Raw genomic sequence first — 22,525 nt, 5'->3', positions numbered from 1 at the left:
TCGGAAAGTACGGGGGTTACGCGCCGATCAGCGCATGCGCGGACCACCGAAGGGCAGCGGCGGCGCGCGGCGATCACGGCGCGGCAGCTGCGCCTGATACGCGTGGCCGCAATGCGTGACGCAATAGGGAAAACCGGGGTTCACCTTCTCGCCGCAGAAGTGGAAGTCCGGCTCGCCCGGGTGACCGAGCGGCCATTTGCAGACCTTGTCGCTCAGATCGAGCAGCGAGGTCTTGTCGGCATATTCGGGCGCGGTGCGCGCTGGGACCAGCCGGCGCGGCGGCGCAGGGGTGCTCGGCGCCTGCTGCTCACCGGGCGACTGGCGAACAAAGCCGCCGGGGCCGACCGAGCGGAGGATCGGCTGCTGCGATTCGACTGGACGCTCGCGCGCCGCCGGCGCCGCTGCAACGGGCTCCGCTTCTTCCTCAACCTCGTCTTCATCGACTACCGGCTCGGGCGCGGGCGGCGGCGCGGGCGCGATCACCGGCTCCGGCTCGGCGATGACGACCGTCTCAGCTTCGGCGACCTCGGGAACCGTATCGGTCATCGAGGCAGCATCCTGCGCTGCGGCAACCTGCGCGCGCGCTTCCTCCTTGCTGACCACGGGCGACGGGCGCGACTGCAGTCCCAGTCGGTGCGCCTTGCCGATCACGGCATTGCGGCTGACCCCGCCCAGCGCTTCGGCAATCTGGCTCGCGGTCTGGCCGGCTTCCCACATGGTCTTGAGCGTGTCGATGCGCTCGTCGGTCCAGGACATTCGTGTAATCCCTCAAGCGTGCCGGTTGCGGGTGCTGTCGGCAACGGTTACCCGCCAGAGCCATGAGCAGCCAGCCCCCAATCGGCCAAGTCCAATCGGCAGTCAGGAACGCACCGGGTGTCCCGGTCATCCGGAACGTGAACTGGGGCGGCCTGCGAACCCTCTATGTGAAGGAGGTGCGCCGTTTCTTCAAGGTGCAGCTCCAGACCGTGTGGGCGCCGGCGATTACGACCCTGCTGTTCCTCGTCATCTTCACAGTTGCGAACGGCGCGCGCGCGCCCGTGCGCGTCGGCGGCACCGTTGTGCCGTTCGCCGACTTTGTCGCACCCGGCCTGATCATCATGGGCATGATGCAGAACGCCTTCGCCAATGCCAGCTTCTCGCTGCTGGTCGGCAAGATTCAGGGCACGATCGTCGACTATCTGCAACCACCGCTCTCGACCGGAGAACTGCTCGCCGCGCTGACGGGGGGTGCGGTCACGCGCGCCTTCTGCGTCGGCACGGCGGTATGGCTGGCAATGTCGCTCTGGCCGGATGTCCACGTCACGCCGCAGCATCCGCTCGCAGTATTGTGGTTCGGGCTGCTCGGCGCCTTGTTCCTCAGCCTCGCGGGCGTGCTGACCTCGATCTGGGCGGAGAAGTTCGATCACGCGGCTGCGGTCACCAACTTCGTCATCGCGCCGCTGACGCTGTTGTCGGGCACCTTCTACTCGGTCGATCACCTGGCCCCCGCGTTCCGCGCGTTCAGCCACGTGAATCCGTTCTTCTACGTCATCTCGGGCTTTCGTTACGGGTTCCTCGGCACCGCCGATTCGCCCGTCATGCTCGGCAGCGTCGTCATTCTCGCGATCGACGTGGCGATGGGTGTGCTCTGCTACACGCTGCTGCGCCGCGGCTGGAAATTGAAGAACTAATCGAGTCGGGACGGACACTTAGCCGGGCGCTCTCGTTTCCACGCGCGGGCACCCGCCCGCTAGGAGAGTTCGTCACATGGCCGTCAAATTTGCTGGAACGATGAACGCGATCAATCGCGGACTGGAATCGACCAAGCCCGCCAAGGGCGCCGACATGATCGAGGATTGGGAAGCCGCGCTCGCCGACAGCGACGTGTCAGGCGCGAAGGGTATCCTGCGCGACCTTGCCTCGCTGCGCAAGCAGTTGGAGAAAGACACGCCCGACGCCGACCGTGTCCATGCGCTGCTCCACCGCCTGGGCGCCGCCACGACCAAGATCGCGGACAAGGCCGACAAGTCGCAGGACAAGCTCAAGGCCCTCGGCGAGGCGCTGACCGAAGCGGGCGAGGAAGAGCACGACGAGGAAGAGGACAAGGAAGCCGCCGCGGCGCCCAAACGCGCGCGCAAGAAGTGATGCGACGCGGGGGCGGGTCACGCCGCCCCTGCCACCACCTATCCGGCCAAGGCCTCGACCAGCGCCTGCACCTTTTTCTGTCGCCATTGCGGGGTCGGCGCCACCAGCCAGTAGCCGAGCCGCGACGGTTCCGCCGCCCCGACGATCGCGACCCGCCCCTCGTCCACGTCACGCGCTGCGAGCAGTTCGGGCACGATCGCGCGCCCCAGCCCCGCCGCTGCCGCATCGATCGCCAACCCGGCGTCACCGACACGGATGATCGGCGTCGCCACCTCGTCGGGTGAGCCGGGCCACGCAATCAGCGTATCGGCGCCACCGCCCGGCCGCTCCACCGTGACCAGCCCGTCGCTCTCGATCGCCTCACCCTCGTGTGCGCCCGGTCCCTCGCCCCAGCGGATCGCGAGGTCGAGGTTGGCCTCGGTGAAATCCAGCCCCTCGTCCGCCACCACCAGAGAGAAACGCAGGTCGGGATCGCTCCCCGCGATCTCGGCGAGGCGCGGCAGCAGCCATTTCTCGGTCAGGTCGCGCGGTGCCGCGATCGTCAGCGACTTGGACGATTGCCCCGCCTGCATCGCGCGCACCGCGTCCTCGAATTGGAGGAATGCCGCGCGCAAGGGGCCAAGACCCGCTGCTGCCTCATCGGTCAGCTCCAGCCCCTTGGTCGTGCGTCGGAACAGCACCACGCCTAACGTATCTTCCAGCGCGCGCACCTGCTGCCCGACCGCGGCCGGCGTGACCGCCAGTTCGTCCGCCGCGCGGGTAAACGACAGGTGGCGCGCCGCGGCATCAAGGACGCGCAGACCGTTGAGCGGCAGATGCGTCCGCTTCACTGCGCCACCGCGGGCGCGTGGAGCGCGAACCTCGGGATCACGACATCGAACGTCGCCCCGTCCTCGTCGACCATGCGGTAGCTGCCCTGCATCGCGCCCGTCGTGGTGGAGAGCGGGCAGCCCGACACGTAATCGTAGCTGGCGCCGGCGGCGATCAGCGGCTGCTCGCCGACGACGCCCTCTCCCTCGACCGAGTGACGCGCGCCGCGCCCGTCAGTGATGATCCAGTGACGCGTCAGCAGCTGCACCGCGCCAGCGCCGTCATTCTCGATGCGGATGTGATAGGCCCAGAACCAGCGCCCGCGCGCCGGCTCCGACTGTTCGGCGAGATAGCTGACCGATACGCGCACGGTCACCCCGCGCGTCGTCTCGGCCACGTCGAACAGCGCCTTCACCGATGGCGCGGTCACAGGCCGACCTGCGAGAGCGCCTGATCGAGGTCGTCGATCAGGTCGCGCGGGTCCTCCAGCCCGACGTTCAACCGCAGCAGCCCGTCGGTCACGCCCATCTCGAGCCGTTTTTCCTCAGCGACGCCATAGTGGGTGGTCGAGGCCGGATGCGTCATCAGCGAGCGCGAGTCGCCGATGTTGTTCGAGATGTCGATCAGCGTCAGCGAATTGAGCAGCCCGTGCGCCTGCGCGCGGTCGGCGACCTCGAACGCGAAGATCGGGCCCGCCGCCTCCATCTGACTCATCGCCAGCGCGTGCTGCGGGTGGCTGGCAAGGCCGGGGTGAAGGATACGCGGCACGCGCTTCTCCAAGAACTCGCCCACCTTCACCGAGGATTGGGACTGCCGCCGGATGCGCAGATCGAGCGTCTCCAACCCCTTCAGCACCACCCAGGCGTTGAACGCCGACAGCGTCGGCCCGGTATTGCGCGTGAACGGCAACAGCGTGTTGTTGATGAAGTCGGCGCTGCCGCACACCGCGCCCGCCAGCACGCGTCCCTGCCCGTCCATCATCTTGGTCGCGGAATAAGCGGTCACGTCCGCGCCCAGCTCCATCGGGCGCTGCAGCGCCGGCGTCGCGAAGGCATTGTCGACCACGCTGCGGATGCCGCGCTCGCGCGCGATGGCGCACACAGCGCGCAGGTCGACCACGTCCATCGTCGGATTGGCGGGCGTTTCGAAGAAGAAGACCTTGGTCTCAGGGCGCACCGCGTCAATAAATTGCTGCGGATCGCGCGCGTCGACGATCGTCGTCTGAATGCCGAACTTGGGCAGCAGCGTGTCGGCCAACCAGCGGCACGAGCCGAACGCGGCGCGCCCCGCAACGACGTGATCCCCCTGTTCGAGCTGGCACAACAGCACCGCGGTCATCGCCGCCATGCCGGTCGCCATCGTCCGGCACGCCTCCGCGCCCTCCAGCAGCGCGATGCGCTCTTCCAGCATCTCGACCGTCGGGTTCTGCAACCGCGAATAGGTCATGCCAGCCTGCTCGCCCGCAAAGCGCGCGGCGGCGTCCTCCGCACGGTCGTAGCTATAGCCGGAGGTGAGGAACAGCGCTTCGCTCGTCTCGCCCCATTCCGACCGTGCGGTGCCGCCGCGGATCGCCTGCGTGGCGGGACGCCAGGTCTGGGTGATTGAACGGTCCTGGCCAGTGCGACGCTTCATGCCATCCGCTTTGCCCCCGCGCCGGGCCTGACTCAACCCCCGGCATCCCTTGGCTCCTGCCCCTTGCCTCCCGCGCGTGCGCAGTCGAGAGATGCAACGTGGCCGAACGAACCGCTTTCCTGAAACGCCCCATGCTGGCCGGTGCGCTGGTTGCGCTGGTGAGCGAGCTGATCTTCCTCGTCCGGCTCGGCGTGCCGAACAAGCTGGTGTTCGACGAGGTGCACTACGTCCCCGCAGCGCGCGCGATGCGGGATCTGTCGGGCCCGACCAACATCGAGCATCCGCTGCTCGCCAAGGAGCTGATCGCGCTTTCAATGGCGTGGTTCGGCGACGTTCCGTTCGGCTGGCGCTTCGCCTCGACGGTCGCGGGGGCGGCGACGGTCGCGGGCGTCTTCGCGCTGGTGCAACTGCTGACGGGGCGCGTGCGTGCCAGCCTGATCGGCGCGGCGCTCGCGTTTATGTCGTTCACCGTGTTCGTCCAGGCGCGGATCGCGATGCTCGACACGTTTCTGGCCGCATTCCTGTTGTGGGGCATCGTCGTGCTGGCGTGGTCCGCGCGCGCGCCGACCCGGGGTCACGTCCATGCGCGGTGGTGCGCGGGCGCTGCGCTTCTCGGGCTCGCCACAGCGTGCAAGTGGACCGCGGGGCCGTACGTCGCCTTTGCCGCGGTCGCTTATCTCCGGTTGCGGCACGGTCACCCGGAACGGTGGCGCGGGCTGAACCCGGTCGTGGCGATCGCGCTGCTCGGCATCGTGTCGGTCGGCACCTACCTGCTGACCTTCGCGCCCGCATTCTTCTACACCAGCGATCCGATGATTTGGTCGCGGCTGATCCCATTTCAGCTCGAGATGTACGCGCGCCAGACGCAGGTGCTGCCGCCGCACACCTATCAGTCAAACTGGTACACCTGGCCGCTGATGCAGCGTCCGATCTGGTACCTGTACGAACCTGTTGACGGCGTACAGCGCGGCATCTGGATGATCGGCAATCCCGCAATCATGTGGGGCGGGCTCGTGGCCGTGGCGACGCTGTTCTGGGCCTGGGTAAAGACCAACTCGGCGCAGCTGCTCGCGCCCGCCCTGTTGTGGGTCGCCAGCCTGCTGATCTGGGCGCTGATCCCGAAATCGCTCGGCTTCTATTATTATTATTTTCCCAGCGGCATCTTCCTGGTCGTCGCACTGGCGGTCGCGCTCGACCATTGGCGCACCAGCTTGCGCGGCTGGGACGAGCTCTACCTGCTCGTCTGCTTCGCGCTGCTGGTCTATTTCCTGCCGGTCTTGTGCGCAGAGCCGCTGACCGACGCGGGCGCGTTCCGCCGCTGGACGTGGTTTTCCAGCTGGGTCTAGCGCTCGCCAGCTGGGTCTAGAGCGCCGCCAGCACCGCGTCGCCCATCGCCTGTGTTGAGGCGTCTCCGCCCAGATCGGGTGTGTGCACGCCCGTGCGCAGCGCCGCTGCCACCGCCGCCTCGACCCGGTCCGCCGCTTGAGCCTCGTTCAGCGAGTGACGCAGCAGCATCGCCGCCGACAGGATCGCCGCGCACGGGTTCGCCCTCCCCTGCCCGGCGATGTCGGGGGCTGAGCCGTGGATCGGCTCATACAATCCCTTGCCCGCCGCATCCAGCGAGGCCGACGGCAGCATGCCGATCGAACCGACGCACATGCTCGCCTGATCCGACAGGATGTCGCCGAACAGATTGCCCGTCACGATCGTGTCGAACGCGCCCGGATTGCGCACCAGCTGCATCGCGGCATTGTCGACGTACATGTGGCTGAGTTCGACTTGCGGATAATCACCTGCGACCTCGATCACCACGTCGCGCCACAATTGCGAGGTTTCCAGCACATTGGCCTTGTCGACCGAGCACAATTTGCCGCGCCGCTTGGCCGCGGTCTCGAACCCGACGCGCGCGATGCGGCGCACCTCGTCCTCGTCGTAGCGCATCAGGTCGTGGCCCTCGCGCAGACCCGCCGCGGTCGTCCGCCGGCTCTTCTCGCCGAAATAGACGTCGCCGTTCAGCTCGCGCACGATCACCAGGTCGATCGCGCGTGCGATCTCGGGCTTGAGCGTCGAGGCATCTTCCAGCCCTGCGAAGATCTTTGCCGGTCGCAGATTGGCGAAGGTCCCCAATTCCTTCCGCAACCCCAGGATCGCCTGCTCGGGCCGAAAGGCGCGCTCCAGCGCGTCGAACGCGGGATCGCCGACCGCGCCGAACAGGATCGCGTCGGCGCGCCGCGCGAGGTCGAGCGTCTCGGGCGGCAGCGGATGACCGTGCGCCCGGTACGCCGCGCCGCCGACCGGCGCCTCCTCAAACGCCAGATCGAGGTCCAGCGCTTCGAGCACGCGGCGTGCCTCGGCGGTGACTTCAGGGCCAATGCCGTCGCCGGCGAGGATCGCAATCAGGGGCGTGCTCATGCGCGCCCGAATGGCAAGCCCTGCCCGGTCAGGCAACCGCCCTTTTCAACCGGTCGACCAGCCGGTCGCGCGCCGCCATCGCCTCGCGCCGGCGATCGACCAGTACATCGCGCTCCAGAAAATGGCCGGTGATCGCCAGCGCGTCGGCCACCTCGTCCCATCCCGCCTCGCCGCCGTCGACGAGGAACCGCGGCAGGCGCAGCAGTCGCGCCTCATACCCGCTCGCCGCCACGCGGCTGACTGCCGCGCCGCTCTTCGGGCTGACGAAGGCGAGATCGTCGATGACGCCGGTCGCGACACACGCCGACAGGTCGAGCCCGAAGCCCAGTTCGGCGAGCAGCAGCAATTCGTAGCGCGCCAGCGCCCCGGCCCAGCCCTTCGCACTCGGCGCCGCCTCAACCGCGTCGAGCACGCCCGACAATGCATCGTGCAGCCGCGGATAGGCTTGCGCCTCGGGCAGCGCGGCGGCAGTCAGTGCGGCGAGCCATTCGAGCGCGGCGGTAGGCAAGGCTTCCGCGTACATCGGCGCGCGGCTGTGGATCAGCTCGACCGTCAGCGCGGGTAGTTGCTCGTCGGTACGCGCACGCCACTCGGCCCGCACGAGGTTGGCGGGTTGCAGGAGCGGTCGCAGCCGTCGCGAATGTCCACCACGGACGTAGCCCGGCCACACGCCCGACTCGCGGGTGAAGGCGCGCACCACCGCCCCATGCTCGCCGTGCGCGCGCACGGACAGGACGATGGCGTCGGCGACGAGGTGCATGGACGCAAGATAGGAGACACGTCGCCCGCGGTCATCGGGCGCGATTACCTGAGTGATGCTAGGCCCGCCGCACGTGCTGCGCGAAGCGCTTCAACGCGGGCGCCTCGCTCCAGCGTTTCGCTACTACCATCGCCGCATCGAAGCCGCCGACCGCCATGACCGCCGCACGATTGGCGATCGTCGCGCGCAGCAGCAGTTCGTCGCGGCAGGCAACCCCGCCGCTCGCCAGCCCGCGCTTGTGCTGACCCTCGCCTTCGGTGAAGTCGAACCAGCGGAAGCGATCGGCGAACAGGTCGTCCAGCGCCGCCGCCATCAACACGCTGCCGGGCGACAGCGCCTGGTGCGCGGGATCGTGCCCGACGTAGTCGTAGCGCAGCGTGTCGCCGTCCGCGCCGCACCACAGATAGGCAATCGGCGCATCGCCCAGAAACAGCAGCCACGCGCGCGCCTGGTCGGCGCGCGATGCGGCGATCAGCGCATCCGCGTCCTCGGGCAGACCCGATCCCAGCAGCCGCTCCTGATAGGTCGTTTTCGACACCGCGCGCGCCAGCGGGTGAAACGCCGCCATCTCCTCAGGGAAGCGATAGCCCCGCACGTCGAGCATGCCGCCGTTCGCCGCCGCCAGCTTCTTCGCCTTGCGCTTCAACCCCGATCGCGCCTGCCCCGATAGCGCCGTCAGCCACGCCTCACGCCCGCCCGCCAGGTTGACATAGTAGCGCGTGTAGCGCTGCCGTACGAAGCGCAACCCGTCCGCTTCCAGCTGCACCGTGTGGGGCACCGACGTGACCAGATAGCCGTCGTCCGCCTGCGCCAGCAACGGAAGCGCCGGCCTCGTACCCGCCAGCACCTGCTCCAGCGACCACGCCACCCGCACCAGCCGGCGCGGGAAGCTGACCAGCGTGCGCGCGCCGACCGTAAGCTTGAGCGCACTCGCGCTCACGCCGCGCGTTCCGCCACCAGCGTCGACCACAATTGCTCCGCCTGCCGCCAGCGCAGCCGCAGCGCGTCGGGCGCGAGCGGGCGGTCGGCGCGCCCCAGCGGCAGCGCGGGGCGATCTGCGAAGTGGCACGTCGGCGCGGCGTCCTGCCGCTCCGCCAGCATCGCGCACAAGACCTCGAACCGGTGAACATGGACGCGGTTGGGCGCGGTGCCGGCGCGCGTTGCCAGCTCGAAACTGTGCCCCACGATCGTCACCGCGGCATGGTCGTTCACGATCGCATGGTCGAGCGCCGCACGCATCTCACGCGTCGACAGCGCGCAGATCTGAAAATTGCGCCAGCAGCCGGGCTTGTCCTCGATCACCGTCACCGGCACCTCGATCACGCCGCGGCGCACGACCGGCGCGATCTGCGCCGGTGGCAGCGTGATCGCGCTAGGCCAAGGATGATGCGCGCCGTTGTGGCTGCTGTCGTACGATAGCCCGAGCGCCGCGAGCGCGCACAATGTGTCGTCATTGGCCGAATAGCTGCCGGCGCGAAACGCCACCGGACGCGGCGCTCCCGCTGCGACCAGCAGTTCGATCGCGCGCGCCAACACTTCGCGCTGCCGATCCGCCGACAGGTCGATCAGCTCGAACGCGCCGTGCGCCGCGCCGCGATCGCCCGCGACCGCGCCGATCCAATTGGGGTGGCAGTGCAGCTGCACCTCCTGCCCCGCCGCCAGCACCGGCTCGACCATCCGAGCGGCCCATTCGTGGCCGTAGATCAGCGCCGGCAACGGATCGACGAAGAAGGTCGCCTTTAATCCCGCCCGCGCCAGTACGCCGAGCTGCCACGTCAGACCCACCCCCGCGGGCTCAACCGACCGCGCGTGGATCGTCGCGGCGTCGAGCCCGGCGGCATGATGGCGCCACGCGAACTCGGTATCGATGGTCAGGAACACGGCCGGCATGGCGACCGCTGTACCCGGCAGACGTAAACGCGGCGCTTACGCGACGCCGACCTAATGCGCGTGGTAGAAGTCGTATACCGTCTGCGCGACGCTGGCCGATACGCCCGGCGCTTTCTGCAGATCCTCCAGGCTGGCGTTCCTGACCGCGCGGCCGGTGCCGAAATGCATCAACAGCGCCTTCTTGCGCGCGGGGCCGATGCCCGGCACCTCGTCGAGCGGGCTCGCGCCGATCGCCTTGGCACGCTTCGCGCGGTGTGCGCCGATGACGTAGCGGTGCACCTCGTCGCGCAGCCGTTGCAGGTAGAACAGCACCGGCGCGTTGACCGGCAAGGTCAGCTCGCGCCCGTCCATCAGGTGGAACACCTCTCGCCCCTCGCGGCCGTGGTGCGGTCCCTTGGCGACGCCGACGAGGCACACGTCCTCGATACCGAGATCCTCCAGCACCGCCTTGGCCGCGTTCAACTGCCCGCGTCCGCCGTCGAGCAGCACAAGATCGGGCCACTCGCCCGAGTCGCGGTCGGGGTCCTCCTCCAGCGCGCGCGAGAAGCGGCGCGTGAGCACCTCGCGCATCATCGCGAAGTCGTCGTCGGTCGCGGCCTGCTTGATGTTGAACTTGCGATACTGGCCCTTGCGGAACCCTTCCGGCCCCGCGACCACCATCGCGCCGACTGCATTCGTCCCCTGAATGTGGCTGTTGTCGTACACCTCGATCCGCTCGGGCGGCTCGGCCAGTTCGAACAGGTCGGCGACCTCGCGGTTGAGCTTCGACTGCGTCGTGCTCTCCGCCAGCCTGCGTTCCAATGCTTCCTTGGCATTGCGCGATGCCTGGTCGAGCAGCCGTCGCCGCGTGCCGCGCTGCGGCACCGTGATCTCGACCTTGCGCTTCGCCTGCTCGGACAGCGCCTCCATCAGCAGTGCCGCCTCGGGCAGGTCGCGATCGACGAAGATCGTCCGCGCGGGCGGCACCTCTTCGTAGAATTGCATCAGGAACAGCTGCAGCACCTCTTCCTCGCTCACCTCAGCGGTGTGCGAGGGGAAGAAGCTGCGGTGGCCCCAATTCTGACCGCCGCGGATGAAGAAGGCCTGGATGCCGATCACGCCCTCAAGGCAGGCGAGCGCGAAGATATCGGCGTCGCCCACGCCCTCGGCGTTGATGAATTGCGTTCCTTGTATGAAGGTCAACGCCTTCAACCGGTCGCGCAGCACTGCGGCGAGCTCGAAGTCCATGTTCTCCGCCGCGGCCTGCATCTGCGCGCCGAGCTTCGCCTGCACGTCGGTGGTCTTGCCGGCGAGAAACTTCTTCGCGTCGCTGACCAGCTCGCGGTAACCCGAGGGATCGATCCGTCCGACGCACGGCGCCGAGCAACGCTTGATCTGGTACAGCAGGCACGGCCGATCGCGCGTCTTGAAGAAGCCGTCGGTGCAGCTCCTGAGCAGGAACAGCTTCTGCAACGCATTCAGCGTGTTGTTGACACTCCCCGCGCTCGCGAATGGGCCGTAATAATCGCCCTTCGCCTTCCTCGCCCCGCGATGCTTCTGCACCCGCGGAAAATCGTGGTCGGCGCGCAGCAGGATGAACGGGAACGACTTATCATCGCGCAGCAGCACGTTGTACGGCGGGCGATAACGCTTGATCAGCTGCGCCTCGAGCAGCAGCGCCTCGGCCTCGTTGTTGGTCGTCACGATCGTCATAGACCGCGTCTGCGACACCATCCGCTGGATGCGTTTGCTCAGCCGCTCGATCTGGACGTAATTGCCGACGCGGTTCTTCAGCGCGCGCGCCTTGCCGACGTACAGCACCTCACCCTTCGCGTCCTGCATCCGGTAGACGCCGGGTTTCAGCGGCAACGTCTTCAGCACATTACGGATCGCCGCCACGCCCGCCTGAAGGTCGGGCGCGTCGCTGCCGCGGATTGTGAAGGTGGCGGCTTCTTCGTTGAATCGTTCGGGAGGGCCGTAGCCTGACATGCCAGCCCATCTAGGTAAACGCGGAGTCTCCGGCAACCAGGTGGCAACCGGCTCGAAATCCGATGCTGCATCTGCTAAGCGCGCGCGCATGCTCAATCTTTCCGACATCACCGTTCGCCTCGGCGGGCGGACGATCCTCGATCGCGCCACCGCCGCGCTGCCGCCACGCGGGCGCATCGGGCTGATCGGCCGCAACGGTGCGGGCAAGTCGACGCTGGTGCGCGTGATCGCGGGAATGCTCGAGCCAGACACCGGTAGCGCCGACATGCCGCGCGGCGCGCGGCTGGGTTACATCGCGCAGGAGGCGCCCGGCGGCGACTCCACCCCGATCGAGACCGTGCTCGCCGCCGATGTCGAGCGCACCGCGCTCCTCGCCGAGAGCGAGAACATGGAGGACATGGACCGGCTCGGCGACATTCACGAGCGATTGATGGCGATCGACGCCTGGTCGGCGCCCGCGCGCGCCTCGCGCATCCTCGTCGGGCTCGGCTTCGACGAGGAGATGCAGAATCGCCCGCTCGAGAGTTTCTCGGGCGGCTGGCGGATGCGCGTCGCGCTCGCCTCCCTGCTGTTCTCCGCTCCCGACCTGCTGCTGCTCGACGAGCCGTCGAACCACCTCGACCTCGAAGCGGTGCTGTGGCTGGAGGATTTCCTCAAATCCTACCAGGCAACGATCGTCGTCGTCAGCCACGAGCGCGACTTCCTCAACAACGTCGTCGACCACATCCTCCACCTCGATCGCGGCAAGCTGACGCTCTACCCCGGCGGTTACGACGCGTTCGAGCGCCAGCGTGCCGAACGGCAGGCGCAGCAGGCCGCCGCGCGCGAGAAGCAGATGGCCGAGCGCGAGAAATTGAAGGAGTTCGTCGCGCGCAACTCCGCCCGCGCCTCCACCGCGAAACAGGCACAGTCGCGCGTCAAGGCACTGGCGCGGATGCAGCCGATCGCCGAGGTGCTCGACGATCCGTCCTTGTCGTTCGACTTCCCCGATCCGACCGCCCTGCGCCCGCCACTCATCACGCTCGACCTCGCCACCGTCGGCTACAACGAGACGCCGATCCTCAAGCGATTGAACCTGCGCATCGACCCCGACGAGCGCGTCGCGCTGCTCGGGCGCAACGGCAACGGCAAGACCACCCTCGCCCGCCTGCTCGCCGCGCAGCTCACCCCGATGGAGGGCGCGATGCAGGCGAGCGGCAAGATGCGCGTCGGCTATTTCACCCAGTATCAGGTCGAGGAACTCGACCGCGACGAGACCCCGCTCCAGCACATGTCGTCGCTGATGGAGGGCTCGTCGCCCTCGGCGGTGCGCGCGCAGCTCGGCCGCTTCGGGTTCCAGGGCGACAAGGCGATCACCAAGGTCGGCAAGCTCTCAGGCGGCGAGCGCGCGCGGCTCGCGCTCGCGCTCATCACCCGCGACGCGCCGCACCTGTTGATCCTCGACGAGCCGACCAACCACTTGGACGTCGACGCGCGCGAGGCACTGATCCAGGCGCTGAACGGCTACACCGGCGCGGTCGTGATCGTCAGCCACGACCGCCACATGCTTGAGATGACCGCCGACCGGCTCGTGCTGGTGGACGGCGGCACCGCGCGCGATTTCGACGGCGCGATCGAGGATTATATCAAGCTGATCCTGTCGGGCGACGGCTCGGGCAAGCAGTCCAAGGCCAAGGCGAAGGCCGACGCGCGCAAGCAGGCCGAACAGCGCGAACAAGACAAGGCGTTGCGCAAGCAGGCACGCGACGCCGAGGCCGCGCTCGCCAAGCTGACCGAGCAGCGCAGCGCGCTCGACCGCGCGATGTTCGATCCCTCGACCGCGCAAGGCCCGCTCGCTAAGCTCAGCATGACCGAGCTGATGAAGCGCCGCGCAAGCGTGCAGGAGCAGATCGACGCTTCCGAACAGAGCTGGCTCGAACTGAGCGAGCAGCTGGAGGCGATCGCGGCCTGATCGGCGGCGCGCGGGCGATTGGACCCGCGCCGCACGCGCGGCTAGTCTCGGGCGAACGTCGTCTGAGAGGATGCAGCCGTGACTGAGACCTATACGCCGCCCGAGATCTGGACCTGGAACAAGGAAAACGGCGGGCGTTTTGCCAACATCAACCGCCCGACCGCGGGCGCGACGCACGACAAGGAGCTGCCGGTCGGGCGCCACCCGCTGCAACTATACTCGCTCGCCACGCCCAACGGGGTGAAGGTCACGGTGATGCTGGAGGAACTGCTCGCCGCCGGCCACGCGGGCGCCGAGTACGACGCCTGGCTGATCCGCATCACCGAGGGCGACCAGTTCGGCAGCGGTTTCGTCGCCGCCAACCCCAATTCGAAGATTCCCGCGCTGGTCGACCGCAGTGGCAACACGCCCGTTCGCGTGTTCGAATCTGGCTCGATCCTCGTCTACCTCGCCGAGAAGTTCGGCGCGTTCCTCCCCACCGAACCCGCCGCGCGTGCGGAATGCCTGTCGTGGCTGTTCTGGCAGATGGGCGCAGGCCCACTACTCGGCGGCGGCTTCGGCCACTTCTACGCCTATGCGCCGACCAAGATCGAGTATGCGATCGATCGCTACGCGATGGAGGTGAAGCGCCAGCTCGACGTGCTCGACCGCCGTCTGGGCGAGAGCGAGTACATTGCCGGCGCAGACTACACCATCGCCGACATGGCGATCTGGCCGTGGTACGGCGCGCTGGTGAAGGGGCTGGTCTATGACGCCGGCACCTTCCTACAGGTGCACGAGTATAAGAACGTCCTGCGCTGGACTGACCAGATCGCCGCGCGCCCGGCGGTGAAGCGCGGCCGCATGGTCAACCGCGTCATGGGCGACCCCGCCAGCCAGCTTCACGAGCGCCACGACGCGAGCGACTTCGACACGAAAACGCAGGACAAGATCGGGGAGAAAGCCTGATGCGCCTCTACGACAGCCGCCGCGCGCCCAATCCGCGCCGCGTCCGCTGGGTGATGGCGGAAAAGGGGATCGAGGACATCGAGATCGTCCAGACCGACATCTTCGCCGGAGAGCACCGCACCCCCGATTATCTCGCCCGCGCCGGCCTAGCCAATGTCCCCGCGCTCGAGATCGACGACGAGACGACGATCACCGAGTCGATCGCGATCTGCCGCTATCTCGAGAGCGTCTATCCCGAGCCGAACCTGTTCGGCCGCGACCCGCGCGAGACGGCGGTGATCGAGATGTGGATGCGCCGCGCCGAGATGCTGCTCGCGACGCCGCTCATGATGTCGGTGCGTCACGGTCACCCCGCGCTCGCCGCGATCGAGACGCAGGTGCCCGCGATCGCGGAGAGCAACACGGCCGTCGCGACACGCGCGATGAAGGTGTTCGACCGCCGACTGGCCGAAAGCGCGTTCATCGCCGCCGATCGCGTGACGATCGCCGACGTGGTCGCCTTCACCGGCATCGACTTCGCACGCATGGTCAAATTCGCGCCCGCACCCGAGCACGTGCATGTCGCGCGCTGGATGGACGCGATGCGCGAGCGTCCGGCAGCGAGCGCGGGCGTGTAGCGCCTACCCGTCACCCCGAGCTGCTCCGGGGAGACCGGGTCGCTCTAGACCGCGGCTCCGCACGCGCATCCGTCGGCTCCGACCGGCCGCTGGCACAGCTTGCACATCGCGCGGTGCGTCGGCGACAGGTCGTGCGTCACGCTGACGCGCTCGTCGAACACGAAACACTCGCCCTGCCAGCGCGTCTCCGCCTCGGGCACCTGTTCCAGATAGTTGAGGATGCCGCCCTTCAGGTGGAACACCTCCTCGAAACCTTCCGCCCGCACGAACGCAGTCGCCTTCTCACACCGAATACCACCGGTGCAGAACATCGCGATCCTGGGCGCACGTCCCTCGCCCGCCAACGCCTCGCGCCGTCCGCGGAACCACGCCGGAAAGTCGCGGAAGCTGCGCGTACCCGGATCGATCGCGCCCGCGAAGCTGCCGAGCGCCACCTCGTAATTGTTGCGCGTGTCGATCACGATCGTGTCGGGATCGTCGATCAGCGCGTTCCAGTCCGCCGGCTCCACGTACGCACCGACGCCGCCGAGCGGATCGAGGTCGGGCTGCCCCATCGTCACGATCTCGCGCTTCAAGCGCACCTTCATCCGCCCGAACGGCATCGCGTCCGTGCGCGAGAATTTGACCTCCAGCGCCGCGCAGCCCGGCAATGCGCGCAGATGCGCCAGCACCGCGGCAATGCCGCCATCGCTGCCGGCAATCGTTCCGTTCAGCCCCTCGTCGGCGAGCAGCAGCGATCCGCGCACCCTCGCCGCCTCACACAGCGGCAGCAGCGCCGCCTTGATCGCCGCCACGTCGTCAAAACGCGTAAATTGATACAGCGCCGCGACGAGGATCGGCGGGGCGGGCGAAGTCTCGGTCATTCTCATCCACTTGGGGGCACGCAGGCTCGCGCGTGCCCCTAGCAGATCGAAGCCCCAAGCGTCAGATCAATCCTGATCGGCGTCGCCGTAGCCGTGCCCAGTCGTCATTCGCGTGCCCGTACCGCCCGCGCCGTTCGCACCCTCGAACCAGTAGGGCATCCGCTGGCGAGTGCCCGTCCCGACCTCGTTGAGCGTCGCGGCATCGTACAGATGCCCGCCCAGCATCACGCGCGATACCTTGTCGGTATTGCGGATGTTCACCGTCGGATCGGCGTCGAGCACGACCAGGTCGGCGAGCTTGCCCGGCTCCAGCGACCCGACGTCCTTCTGGTAGCCGAGCGAGGTCGCGGCCGCGATCGTGCCGGCGCGCAGTGCTTCGATCGGCGACCAGCCGCCCTTGGCAAAGCTCCACATCTCCCAATGCGCGCCCAGCCCCGGCTGCTGCCCGTGCGCGCCGATCGAGACCTGCACGCCCTTGTCGGCGAGCTTCTTCGCCTCGCGCGCGCTCTCGCCGTCGACGTAATCCTCCTCGGGTGCCAGTTCACGCCGTGCATTCTGCGCCGCGAGCAGGCCTTGCGGCGCGTGACGCGACAGGATCGGGTGACGCCACACGTCGGTATGCGCGCGCCAGTACGGATCGCCCGCCGGCCCGCCATAGGTGACGACCAGCGTCGGCGTGTAATTGGTCTTCGTCTGCGTCCACAGCTGAATCAGATCGTCGTAGAAATGCTCGAGCGGAATGTTGTGCTCGACGGTCGAATTGCCGTCCTGGATCAGCGTCACGTCTTGCGTGAACAGCGACCCGCCCTCGGGCACGACCTCCATCCCCTCGGCCTGCGCGGCGGCGACCACCATCTGGCGCTGCTCGCGCCGCGGCTGGTTGTAATTCTTGACGCTGTGCGCACCCTGCGCCTTCAACCGGCGCACGTCGGCAAGCGCGTCGTCGTAGCTGTTGATCTCCGCGTACACATCGGGCGACTTCGCGCCGTAGATGATCTCGCCCGTCGAGAAGATACGCGGTGCCAGGATCAGCCCCGCGCGCTGCATCTCGGCGGCGGGGAAGATTTCGGCCGAGCGCGACGACGGATCGTGGATCGTCGTGGTGCCGAGTGCCAGGTTCGCCATCGCGTTCCAGTTCTGCTGCGGCACGAGTTCGTCGTCACCCTGCGGGCCGTGCGCGTGCGCGTCGACCAGCCCGGGAATGATCGTCTTGCCCGCCACGTCGATCGTCTTGGTACCAGCCGGGATCGTGACCGAGGCACGCGGGCCGACTGCGACGATGCGGTCGCCGCGGATCAGGATCGTCGCATCGTCGATGATCCCGCCATCCGCGCGCGCCATCGTCACGACGCGCGCGCCGGTCAGCGCGACCGTGCCCGTGGGCTTCGCCGCGGGCACGTCCATCGACAGCGACACGCCGGTGCGAGGGGCGGCGAACTTCGGCGCATTCTCACCCGCGGGCGCCTGCGCAAACAAAGCGTTCACCTGCGCGGTGTAGAGCGTCGGCCCGGTGCTCCAGTGCAGCGCCTGTCCGTCGTTCGACCAGTTGATGAAGTCGGCACCGTCCGCGCTCACCTGTGTGACGGGCAGCGGCCCGGCCTTCTTGTCGGTCTCCACCCCCTGCGTACCGGGCATCAGCGGCATCACGAACGCCTGGTAATTCTGCTTGAACGCGACGAACTCGCCCGTCGGCGACACCTGATAATCGCTGACCAGCTCGCCCTGCGCGTGCACCCGCTTGGCCTCGCCGTTCAGGTCGGTGCTGACGAGCTGGCGCTTGTCCTTCTCGCTGGTCAGCAGGAACACGCGGTCGTTCCGGTCGCCGAACTGAGGCTCGGCCGCGCCCTCCGCGATCCTGACCGGCGCGCCGCCGATCGCTGCGACCCGGTACGCGCCCGATCCACCGGGTCCGCGCGCCGCGGTCAGCCCGCCGCCCTCACCCTGCTCGAACACGATTACCTTGGCATCGGGCGAGAAATGCGGCCGCCGATACAGCCCCGCCGCGGTCGTCACGACCTTCGCCGAACCGCCGCCCGCCGCGACCGTCTTGACCTGCCCCAGCCCGGCATCGGTCCAGCCGACGAAGACGATCTGCTTGCCGTCGCGCGACCAGCTCGGCCACAGCTCGAACTCGTCGGTGGCGCGGGTCAGTCGCCGCGCGGTGCCGCCCGCCATCGGCTTGACGTACAGCTTCCCCAACGTCTCGAACACAACCTGACGTCCGTCGGGCGACACGCTCGCCCAACGCGGCATCTTGGTCTGGATGCGGTCGGGCGAGACCTCGACCTGCGGGTGAGTCGCGTCGATCACCACGCGCGTGTCGTTGACCCGGAACGGCACCACGCGCGCGCTCGAGCCATCCACCGCGACGCGCTGGATATGCCCACCCGCCCAGATCAGGATCGACGCGTCGTCGGGCGTCCACGCCATGTTGGGGTAGACGCCGGTCACCGCCCAGGTTTCCTGCACGTCGCGGTCGAGATCGCCGTAAACAACGCGCTCGACGCCGGTCGCCAGGTCCTTGACCCACAGCTTAGTCTTGTTGTTCTCGCGCCGCACGAACGCGATCCTTTTGCCGTCGCGCGACGGTGTCGGGCGCACCGACCCGCCGACGCCGGAGACCGCCGTCGTTACTTTGCCGCTATCGATGTCGTAACGTTCGATGTTGAACAGGTCGGTGCGCGAGTTCTGCGCGTATTCGAAGATCGGCCCCGGCGTCACGTTGCGGGTGTAGAAGATGCTCTTGCCGTCGGGCGCGTAGATCGGCTCGCCCAGCTCCTTCTGCAGCTGCTCGCTCTTGCGCTTGACCAGCTGCACCCCGCCGCCACCCGACACGTGGTACAGCCACACCTCGCCGGTGCCGAGCGAGCGACCGGTAGTGAAATGCTTCTTCGCCGCGATGAAGCGCCCGTCCGGGCTCCACGACGGCTGGTTGAGCAGTCGGAAGTCCTCCTTCGTTACCTGCCTTTTGTCGCTGCCGTCGACGTTCATCACCCAGATGTTGTCGCCACCGCCGCGATCGGACGTGAACGCGATCCGCCGACCGTCAGGGGAGAAGCGCGGCTGATGCTCGTACGCCAGCCCCTGCGCGATCCGCGTTTGCGTGCCGCCGGCGATCGGCATGGTGTAGATGTCGCCCAGCATGTCGAACGCGATCGTGCGGCCATCGGGCGACACGTCGACGTTCATCCAGCTGCCGTTATCGGTGTTGATCGCCACTTCGCGCGTGCGCATGCCCGGCGGCGCATTCACGTCCCACTTGGGCGCCTTCGCCGGCGCAGTGGCGATCGTTCGCGCGTTGGCGTTGGGCGCGGGGGTCGCCGGCGGCGCGACCGGCGGACGGTCGGTGACCACCTCGGGATCGGGCTGCGTGATCTGATTTTCGGGCGCCTGCGTCCGCTCGATCGGCGTCGGCGCATTGGTTGGCGCGACCTGAGCGGAGAGCTGGGCCGCCATCAGGCACAAGGCGACGGCGGTGGCGGCACGGTAGGTCATGAAACGATCCCCTCTTTTGCCGCCCTTCTAGCCGATTGGTCTCATACGTCACCTGTTTCCGGCGCGCCGCGCTTCTTCTCCGGACGATCGTCCGCCGGCGTCGGCGCGGCGACCATCTCCAATCGCTGCGGCACCGTGCCGATGTCGACCCCCTCGTCGTGAAAGCGCTCCAGCAGCGCCATGAACACGGCCGAGCGCGCACCGTACGCCGCGCGCGGCGTCGCCACGTGCGCGAAGCAGTTGAACAGGATGCGCCCGTCCGCGATCGAGTCGACGAACGCGGACGGCGCGGGGTCGTCCAGCACCGCTGGCTCGGCGGCAAAACTCTCCAGCACCAGCTCGCGCACCCGAGTAACCTGCGTGCCGAGCGGGACCGAGAACTGGATCTGGATGCGCCCGAGCGGGCTCGCCAGCGTCTTGTTGAGCACCGACTTGGTGATGAGCTCCGAATTGGGCACGATCAACGTCGAATGGTCGGCGAGTTCGATCTCGGTCGAGCGCACGCTGATCCGCTTCACGTCGCCCTCATCGGTGCCGACGCGCACGAGGTCGCCGATCTTGATCGGTCGCTCGGCGAGCAGGATCAGCCCCGACACGAAGTTGGACGTGATCGCCTGCAGGCCGAACCCGATGCCAACCGACAAGGCGGACAACAGCAGCGCGATCCGCTCCATCCCGATGCCGAGCGACGCGAGCGCCCAGATCACCGCCAGCGCGATCCCGACGTAGCGCGCAACCAGCCGAACCGAATTCTGCCCTGACCCGTCCAGGTCGGTCGCGGGCAGGTAGCGCCCTTCCAGCCAGCCCATGAACGCGCGCACCAGCGCCAGCCCGACGAACAGCACCACCAGCCCGCGCACGATCGTGCCCGGCGACACCGACACGCCGCCGATCTCAACCCCCTGCGCCAGCGTCGACACGCGCCCGAGCAGCGAGGTGACGCCGTTGCCCGCGCCGAACGGCGACAACAGCAGCCCGAACGCGGTCACCGCGACGATCAGGCGCAGCACACCCGACAGCAGCACCCCGAACTGATCGACGCTGCTGCCGCGCAGGCCGAGCGCGCGCACCAGCGTCCGCCCGGTCACGCTGCTGCGCTTGAACAGGCTGGTCGCGATATCGTCGATCGCGGTCATCAGCAGGTAGGTCGCCGACCCCAGCACCGCCCCCCACGCGACCAGCTGCACCATGAACAGGCTGAACCCGACATAGCCGAACAGCAGCCCGACCCCCGCGACCAGCACGATCCCCCAGGCGAGCAGCGTCACCGCGCCCAGCCCCGCGCGCGTCGTCTGCCCCTGCTCGTCGTTGGCCTGCTCGGCGCGCAGCCGCCCGAGCGCCAGCAGGGTCGCGGCGAGCAGCATCAGGTGCAGCGACGCTTCCGCCACCTGCGACGCCACCCGCGCCGCGCCGCTCGCATTCACCGCGCGGTTGAACGTGTCGACCATGATGGTCGCGAACGACAGCGCCGCCAGCAGGATCGAGAACGGCCGCAGCCGCGTCGCCGTCGTGTCGCTGATCGCCGCCACGCGCCACGACGACTGGTTGCGCATCAGCAGCGCGCCGGTCGCCGACAAGGTCAGCCCGGCAAAGGTCATCGCCGCGATCAGCCCATCGAACACCGGGGTCCAGCTCGCCGCCTCCAGCCTTGCCCAACGTATGCCCTGCACCAGCGCGAAGGCCGCACACAATGGGGTCAGCGTACCGACCGCGATCCGCCAGATCGCGTAACCTGAGCGGCGCACGCGGTGGCCCGGCGCCCCCTCGATCAGGAAGCGCTGCCCGACGCGGCGGAGCGCCAGCCGGCCTGGCCCCAACAGCGCGACGAAGACGAGCGCCCCGGCGAGTGCCTGCCACGGCACGCTGCCGCGCGACTGGGTGCGCGCCTGCACGATGCCGCTCGTTACGGTCGCGCCGATGCGACGCAGGTCGCGCGGCGCGGACAGCAGCACCGCGCGCCAGAATGTCGGCGACAGCGGCGACGGACTGTGCGCGGACAGGCGCTCGCCGAACTGCGCCGCCTGCCCCTGCGCGATCTCGTCGATCAGCTGCTGCGCGGTGACGCCCAGCAACCGCCCGCGCTTCACCGCCGAATCGAGCGCGCTATGCTGCCGTTGCAATGCGGACCGCTGCGCGCGGATGTCGCCCGCCTCGCTCGTCCCCGCCGCGGGCGTGCCGAGCTGCGCCACCTTGGCGTCGACGAGCGTCAGCTGCTCCTGCAACCGGGCCGCCGCGTCGGTCGCGGAGTCTTTCGCCGCCAGCGCCTTGGTGCGCAATTCGTCGCGCTGCTCGTCGTCGACACGCGCGTCGAGCGCGCGGTCGACGGTCGCCACGTCGCGCTCGGCCTTCGCCAGCTGATCGCTCAACGCCGCGACCGAGGTCGTCTGCGCCGCCGCAGGTACGCCGGCCAGCAGCAGCACCGCAGCCAGCGCGCGCAGCAATCGGGAAAGAAGTTTCGGTGACATGGTCATCCCGTACCCACGTGCACGCGCTCTTGTGAAGCACGCAGCGGTCGACGGTTTACCCAAGCTCGTCGGGGCGAGCCGTGCTCCGCGGATGAATAATTCGAACGGCGGTTCGACCTGTAACGGAGCATTGTCGGTCACTCGCTCGCCAAGATACGAGGCTTTCTGCTCAAGCTAGATCGCAATCAGACTGAGTGACGCGAGAAAACCCGGCCTTGGTCGCCCGTGACTAACCCATGTTAAAGCGCGACAAAGTCGGGATTTTTCCGCACCTCGCCACCGTAGACGGCACCAAAAGGCTCGCAGTCCGTTCCTCCAGCGGGAGAATGATTGTGGCTGACAAGATCGTCTCTGTTGGATTGCTGACGCAGCGCGACCTTGACGTGCTGGGCACCAGCTTCACGCGCCACTTCCCCGTGCCTCGCGATAATGCCTTCGACGACCTTCTCCGCCGCCTCGATCAGGTCGACTTGTCGCGTGAAGTGGCCACGCACGCTCGCTCACGGTAAGATTTCCGACACCCTAATCAGTCTTACTCCGCGTGCTCAGAGCGCGAGAGCGTGACAACCATCAGGCTGTCACGCTTGCGC

General features: G+C 68.2%; 19 protein-coding genes. 6 read left to right on the top strand and 13 right to left on the bottom strand.

The genetic code is table 11. From position 1 onward, the window contains the following. Window positions 1-27: 27 nt before the first annotated feature. Window positions 28-756: a GcrA family cell cycle regulator gene (locus BMW51_RS09180; protein WP_093005659.1), complete on the bottom strand. Its 729-nt coding sequence runs from the start codon at window positions 754-756 to the stop codon at window positions 28-30. 62 nt (window positions 757-818) lie between these two features. On the opposite strand from BMW51_RS09180, the gene BMW51_RS09175 reads away from it, so the two are divergent. Both BMW51_RS09175 and BMW51_RS09170 read left to right on the top strand, forming a co-directional pair. Continuing rightward, window positions 819-1,670: an ABC transporter permease gene (locus BMW51_RS09175; RefSeq protein WP_093005657.1), complete on the top strand. Its 852-nt coding sequence runs from the start codon at window positions 819-821 to the stop codon at window positions 1,668-1,670. A 76-nt stretch (window positions 1,671-1,746) separates the two neighbouring features. Further along, a complete protein-coding gene (locus tag BMW51_RS09170; protein ID WP_177171611.1) occupies window positions 1,747-2,124 on the top strand; it encodes a hypothetical protein in 378 nt (125 codons plus the stop codon). Between the two features lie 38 nt (window positions 2,125-2,162). Here the strand turns inward: BMW51_RS09170 and BMW51_RS09165 are convergent, their stop codons facing one another. Genes BMW51_RS09165 through BMW51_RS09155 form a run of 3 tightly spaced genes read right to left on the bottom strand, consistent with a single transcriptional unit; the run spans window position 2,163 to window position 4,566 of the window. Further along, the gene (locus tag BMW51_RS09165) at window positions 2,163-2,954 is read right to left on the bottom strand and encodes a LysR family transcriptional regulator (RefSeq protein WP_093005655.1); all 792 of its coding nucleotides are present in this window, start codon (window positions 2,952-2,954) and stop codon (window positions 2,163-2,165) included. Continuing rightward, a complete protein-coding gene (apaG, locus tag BMW51_RS09160) occupies window positions 2,951-3,349 on the bottom strand; it encodes a Co2+/Mg2+ efflux protein ApaG (RefSeq protein WP_093006003.1) in 399 nt (132 codons plus the stop codon). Before apaG ends, BMW51_RS09165 begins: the two co-directional genes overlap by 4 nt. 11 nt (window positions 3,350-3,360) lie before the next feature. Beyond that, window positions 3,361-4,566 (bottom strand): trans-sulfuration enzyme family protein, encoded by a 1,206-nt coding sequence (locus BMW51_RS09155; protein ID WP_093005653.1) that lies wholly within the window; start codon window positions 4,564-4,566, stop codon window positions 3,361-3,363. Between the two features lie 98 nt (window positions 4,567-4,664). On the opposite strand from BMW51_RS09155, the gene BMW51_RS09150 reads away from it, so the two are divergent. Then, complete coding sequence (locus tag BMW51_RS09150; protein ID WP_245708379.1) at window positions 4,665-5,912, top strand: glycosyltransferase family 39 protein; 1,248 nt, start codon at window positions 4,665-4,667, stop codon at window positions 5,910-5,912. A gap of 16 nt (window positions 5,913-5,928) precedes the next feature. Here BMW51_RS09150 and leuB read toward each other — a convergent pair whose 3' ends face one another. Genes leuB through uvrC form a run of 5 tightly spaced genes read right to left on the bottom strand, consistent with a single transcriptional unit; the run spans window position 5,929 to window position 11,596 of the window. Then, a complete protein-coding gene (gene leuB, locus BMW51_RS09145; protein ID WP_093005649.1) occupies window positions 5,929-6,978 on the bottom strand; it encodes a 3-isopropylmalate dehydrogenase in 1,050 nt (349 codons plus the stop codon). A gap of 28 nt (window positions 6,979-7,006) precedes the next feature. Further along, window positions 7,007-7,738, bottom strand: coding sequence for a DNA repair protein RecO (gene recO, locus BMW51_RS09140; RefSeq protein WP_093005647.1), 732 nt, complete (start codon window positions 7,736-7,738; stop codon window positions 7,007-7,009). 58 nt (window positions 7,739-7,796) lie between these two features. Next, on the bottom strand, window positions 7,797-8,678 hold the full coding sequence (locus BMW51_RS09135) for a GNAT family N-acetyltransferase (RefSeq protein WP_245708378.1): 882 nt from the start codon (window positions 8,676-8,678) through the stop codon (window positions 7,797-7,799). Continuing rightward, window positions 8,675-9,628, bottom strand: coding sequence for a polysaccharide deacetylase family protein (locus tag BMW51_RS09130; RefSeq protein WP_177171610.1), 954 nt, complete (start codon window positions 9,626-9,628; stop codon window positions 8,675-8,677). The genes BMW51_RS09135 and BMW51_RS09130 overlap by 4 nt, the downstream gene beginning before the upstream one ends. Window positions 9,629-9,679: 51 nt before the next feature. Then, window positions 9,680-11,596: an excinuclease ABC subunit UvrC gene (gene uvrC / locus BMW51_RS09125; protein WP_093005644.1), complete on the bottom strand. Its 1,917-nt coding sequence runs from the start codon at window positions 11,594-11,596 to the stop codon at window positions 9,680-9,682. Window positions 11,597-11,684: 88 nt separating this feature from the next. Here uvrC and BMW51_RS09120 point away from each other — a divergent pair, with 88 nt between their 5' ends. The 3 genes from BMW51_RS09120 to BMW51_RS09110 all read left to right on the top strand — a co-directional run bounded on the left by BMW51_RS09120 (window position 11,685) and on the right by BMW51_RS09110 (window position 15,112). After that, window positions 11,685-13,547 carry an ABC-F family ATP-binding cassette domain-containing protein gene (locus tag BMW51_RS09120; protein ID WP_093005642.1) on the top strand — a complete coding sequence of 621 codons (1,863 nt, stop codon included), beginning with the start codon at window positions 11,685-11,687 and terminating at the stop codon, window positions 13,545-13,547. A gap of 78 nt (window positions 13,548-13,625) precedes the next feature. Then, window positions 13,626-14,495, top strand: coding sequence for a glutathione-dependent disulfide-bond oxidoreductase (gene yghU / locus BMW51_RS09115; RefSeq protein ID WP_093005640.1), 870 nt, complete (start codon window positions 13,626-13,628; stop codon window positions 14,493-14,495). Further along, entirely contained in the window at window positions 14,495-15,112 is a 618-nt protein-coding gene (locus BMW51_RS09110) for a glutathione S-transferase family protein (RefSeq protein WP_093005637.1), read from the top strand. Before yghU ends, BMW51_RS09110 begins: the two co-directional genes overlap by 1 nt. Before the next feature lie 44 nt (window positions 15,113-15,156). Here BMW51_RS09110 and trhO read toward each other — a convergent pair whose 3' ends face one another. From trhO to BMW51_RS16090, 4 genes are all read right to left on the bottom strand, one after another. Next, a complete protein-coding gene (gene trhO / locus BMW51_RS09105; RefSeq protein ID WP_093005635.1) occupies window positions 15,157-15,975 on the bottom strand; it encodes an oxygen-dependent tRNA uridine(34) hydroxylase TrhO in 819 nt (272 codons plus the stop codon). A gap of 66 nt (window positions 15,976-16,041) precedes the next feature. Continuing rightward, a complete protein-coding gene (locus tag BMW51_RS09100) occupies window positions 16,042-19,470 on the bottom strand; it encodes an amidohydrolase family protein (protein ID WP_093005633.1) in 3,429 nt (1,142 codons plus the stop codon). A 41-nt stretch (window positions 19,471-19,511) separates the two neighbouring features. Next, window positions 19,512-21,935 (bottom strand): DUF3772 domain-containing protein, encoded by a 2,424-nt coding sequence (locus tag BMW51_RS09095; RefSeq protein WP_093005999.1) that lies wholly within the window; start codon window positions 21,933-21,935, stop codon window positions 19,512-19,514. Between the two features lie 239 nt (window positions 21,936-22,174). Next, on the bottom strand, window positions 22,175-22,429 hold the full coding sequence (locus BMW51_RS16090; protein ID WP_177171609.1) for a hypothetical protein: 255 nt from the start codon (window positions 22,427-22,429) through the stop codon (window positions 22,175-22,177). Window positions 22,430-22,525 lie beyond the last annotated feature (96 nt).

Origin of the sequence: Sphingomonas palmae, assembly GCF_900109565.1 — a bacterium.
GTDB classification, from domain to species: Bacteria; Pseudomonadota; Alphaproteobacteria; order Sphingomonadales; family Sphingomonadaceae; genus Sphingomonas; species Sphingomonas palmae.
Note: the sequence above shows the minus strand (reverse complement) of the source record. Positions and strands in the feature narration are given on the sequence as shown.

What these genes read in the sequence shown, in the direction of transcription:
- BMW51_RS09180 (WP_093005659.1), bottom strand. Translation starts at nt 756, where the DNA reads ATGTCCTGGACCGACGAGCGCATCGACACGCTCAAGACCATGTGGGAA.
- BMW51_RS09175 (WP_093005657.1), top strand. Translation starts at nt 819, where the DNA reads ATGAGCAGCCAGCCCCCAATCGGCCAAGTCCAATCGGCAGTCAGGAAC.
- BMW51_RS09170 (WP_177171611.1), top strand. Translation starts at nt 1,747, where the DNA reads ATGGCCGTCAAATTTGCTGGAACGATGAACGCGATCAATCGCGGACTG.
- BMW51_RS09155 (WP_093005653.1), bottom strand. Translation starts at nt 4,566, where the DNA reads ATGAAGCGTCGCACTGGCCAGGACCGTTCAATCACCCAGACCTGGCGT.
- leuB (WP_093005649.1), bottom strand. Translation starts at nt 6,978, where the DNA reads ATGAGCACGCCCCTGATTGCGATCCTCGCCGGCGACGGCATTGGCCCT.
- recO (WP_093005647.1), bottom strand. Translation starts at nt 7,738, where the DNA reads ATGCACCTCGTCGCCGACGCCATCGTCCTGTCCGTGCGCGCGCACGGC.
- BMW51_RS09130 (WP_177171610.1), bottom strand. Translation starts at nt 9,628, where the DNA reads ATGCCGGCCGTGTTCCTGACCATCGATACCGAGTTCGCGTGGCGCCAT.
- uvrC (WP_093005644.1), bottom strand. Translation starts at nt 11,596, where the DNA reads ATGTCAGGCTACGGCCCTCCCGAACGATTCAACGAAGAAGCCGCCACC.
- BMW51_RS09120 (WP_093005642.1), top strand. Translation starts at nt 11,685, where the DNA reads ATGCTCAATCTTTCCGACATCACCGTTCGCCTCGGCGGGCGGACGATC.
- BMW51_RS09110 (WP_093005637.1), top strand. Translation starts at nt 14,495, where the DNA reads ATGCGCCTCTACGACAGCCGCCGCGCGCCCAATCCGCGCCGCGTCCGC.
- trhO (WP_093005635.1), bottom strand. Translation starts at nt 15,975, where the DNA reads ATGACCGAGACTTCGCCCGCCCCGCCGATCCTCGTCGCGGCGCTGTAT.
- BMW51_RS09100 (WP_093005633.1), bottom strand. Translation starts at nt 19,470, where the DNA reads ATGACCTACCGTGCCGCCACCGCCGTCGCCTTGTGCCTGATGGCGGCC.
- BMW51_RS09095 (WP_093005999.1), bottom strand. Translation starts at nt 21,935, where the DNA reads ATGTCACCGAAACTTCTTTCCCGATTGCTGCGCGCGCTGGCTGCGGTG.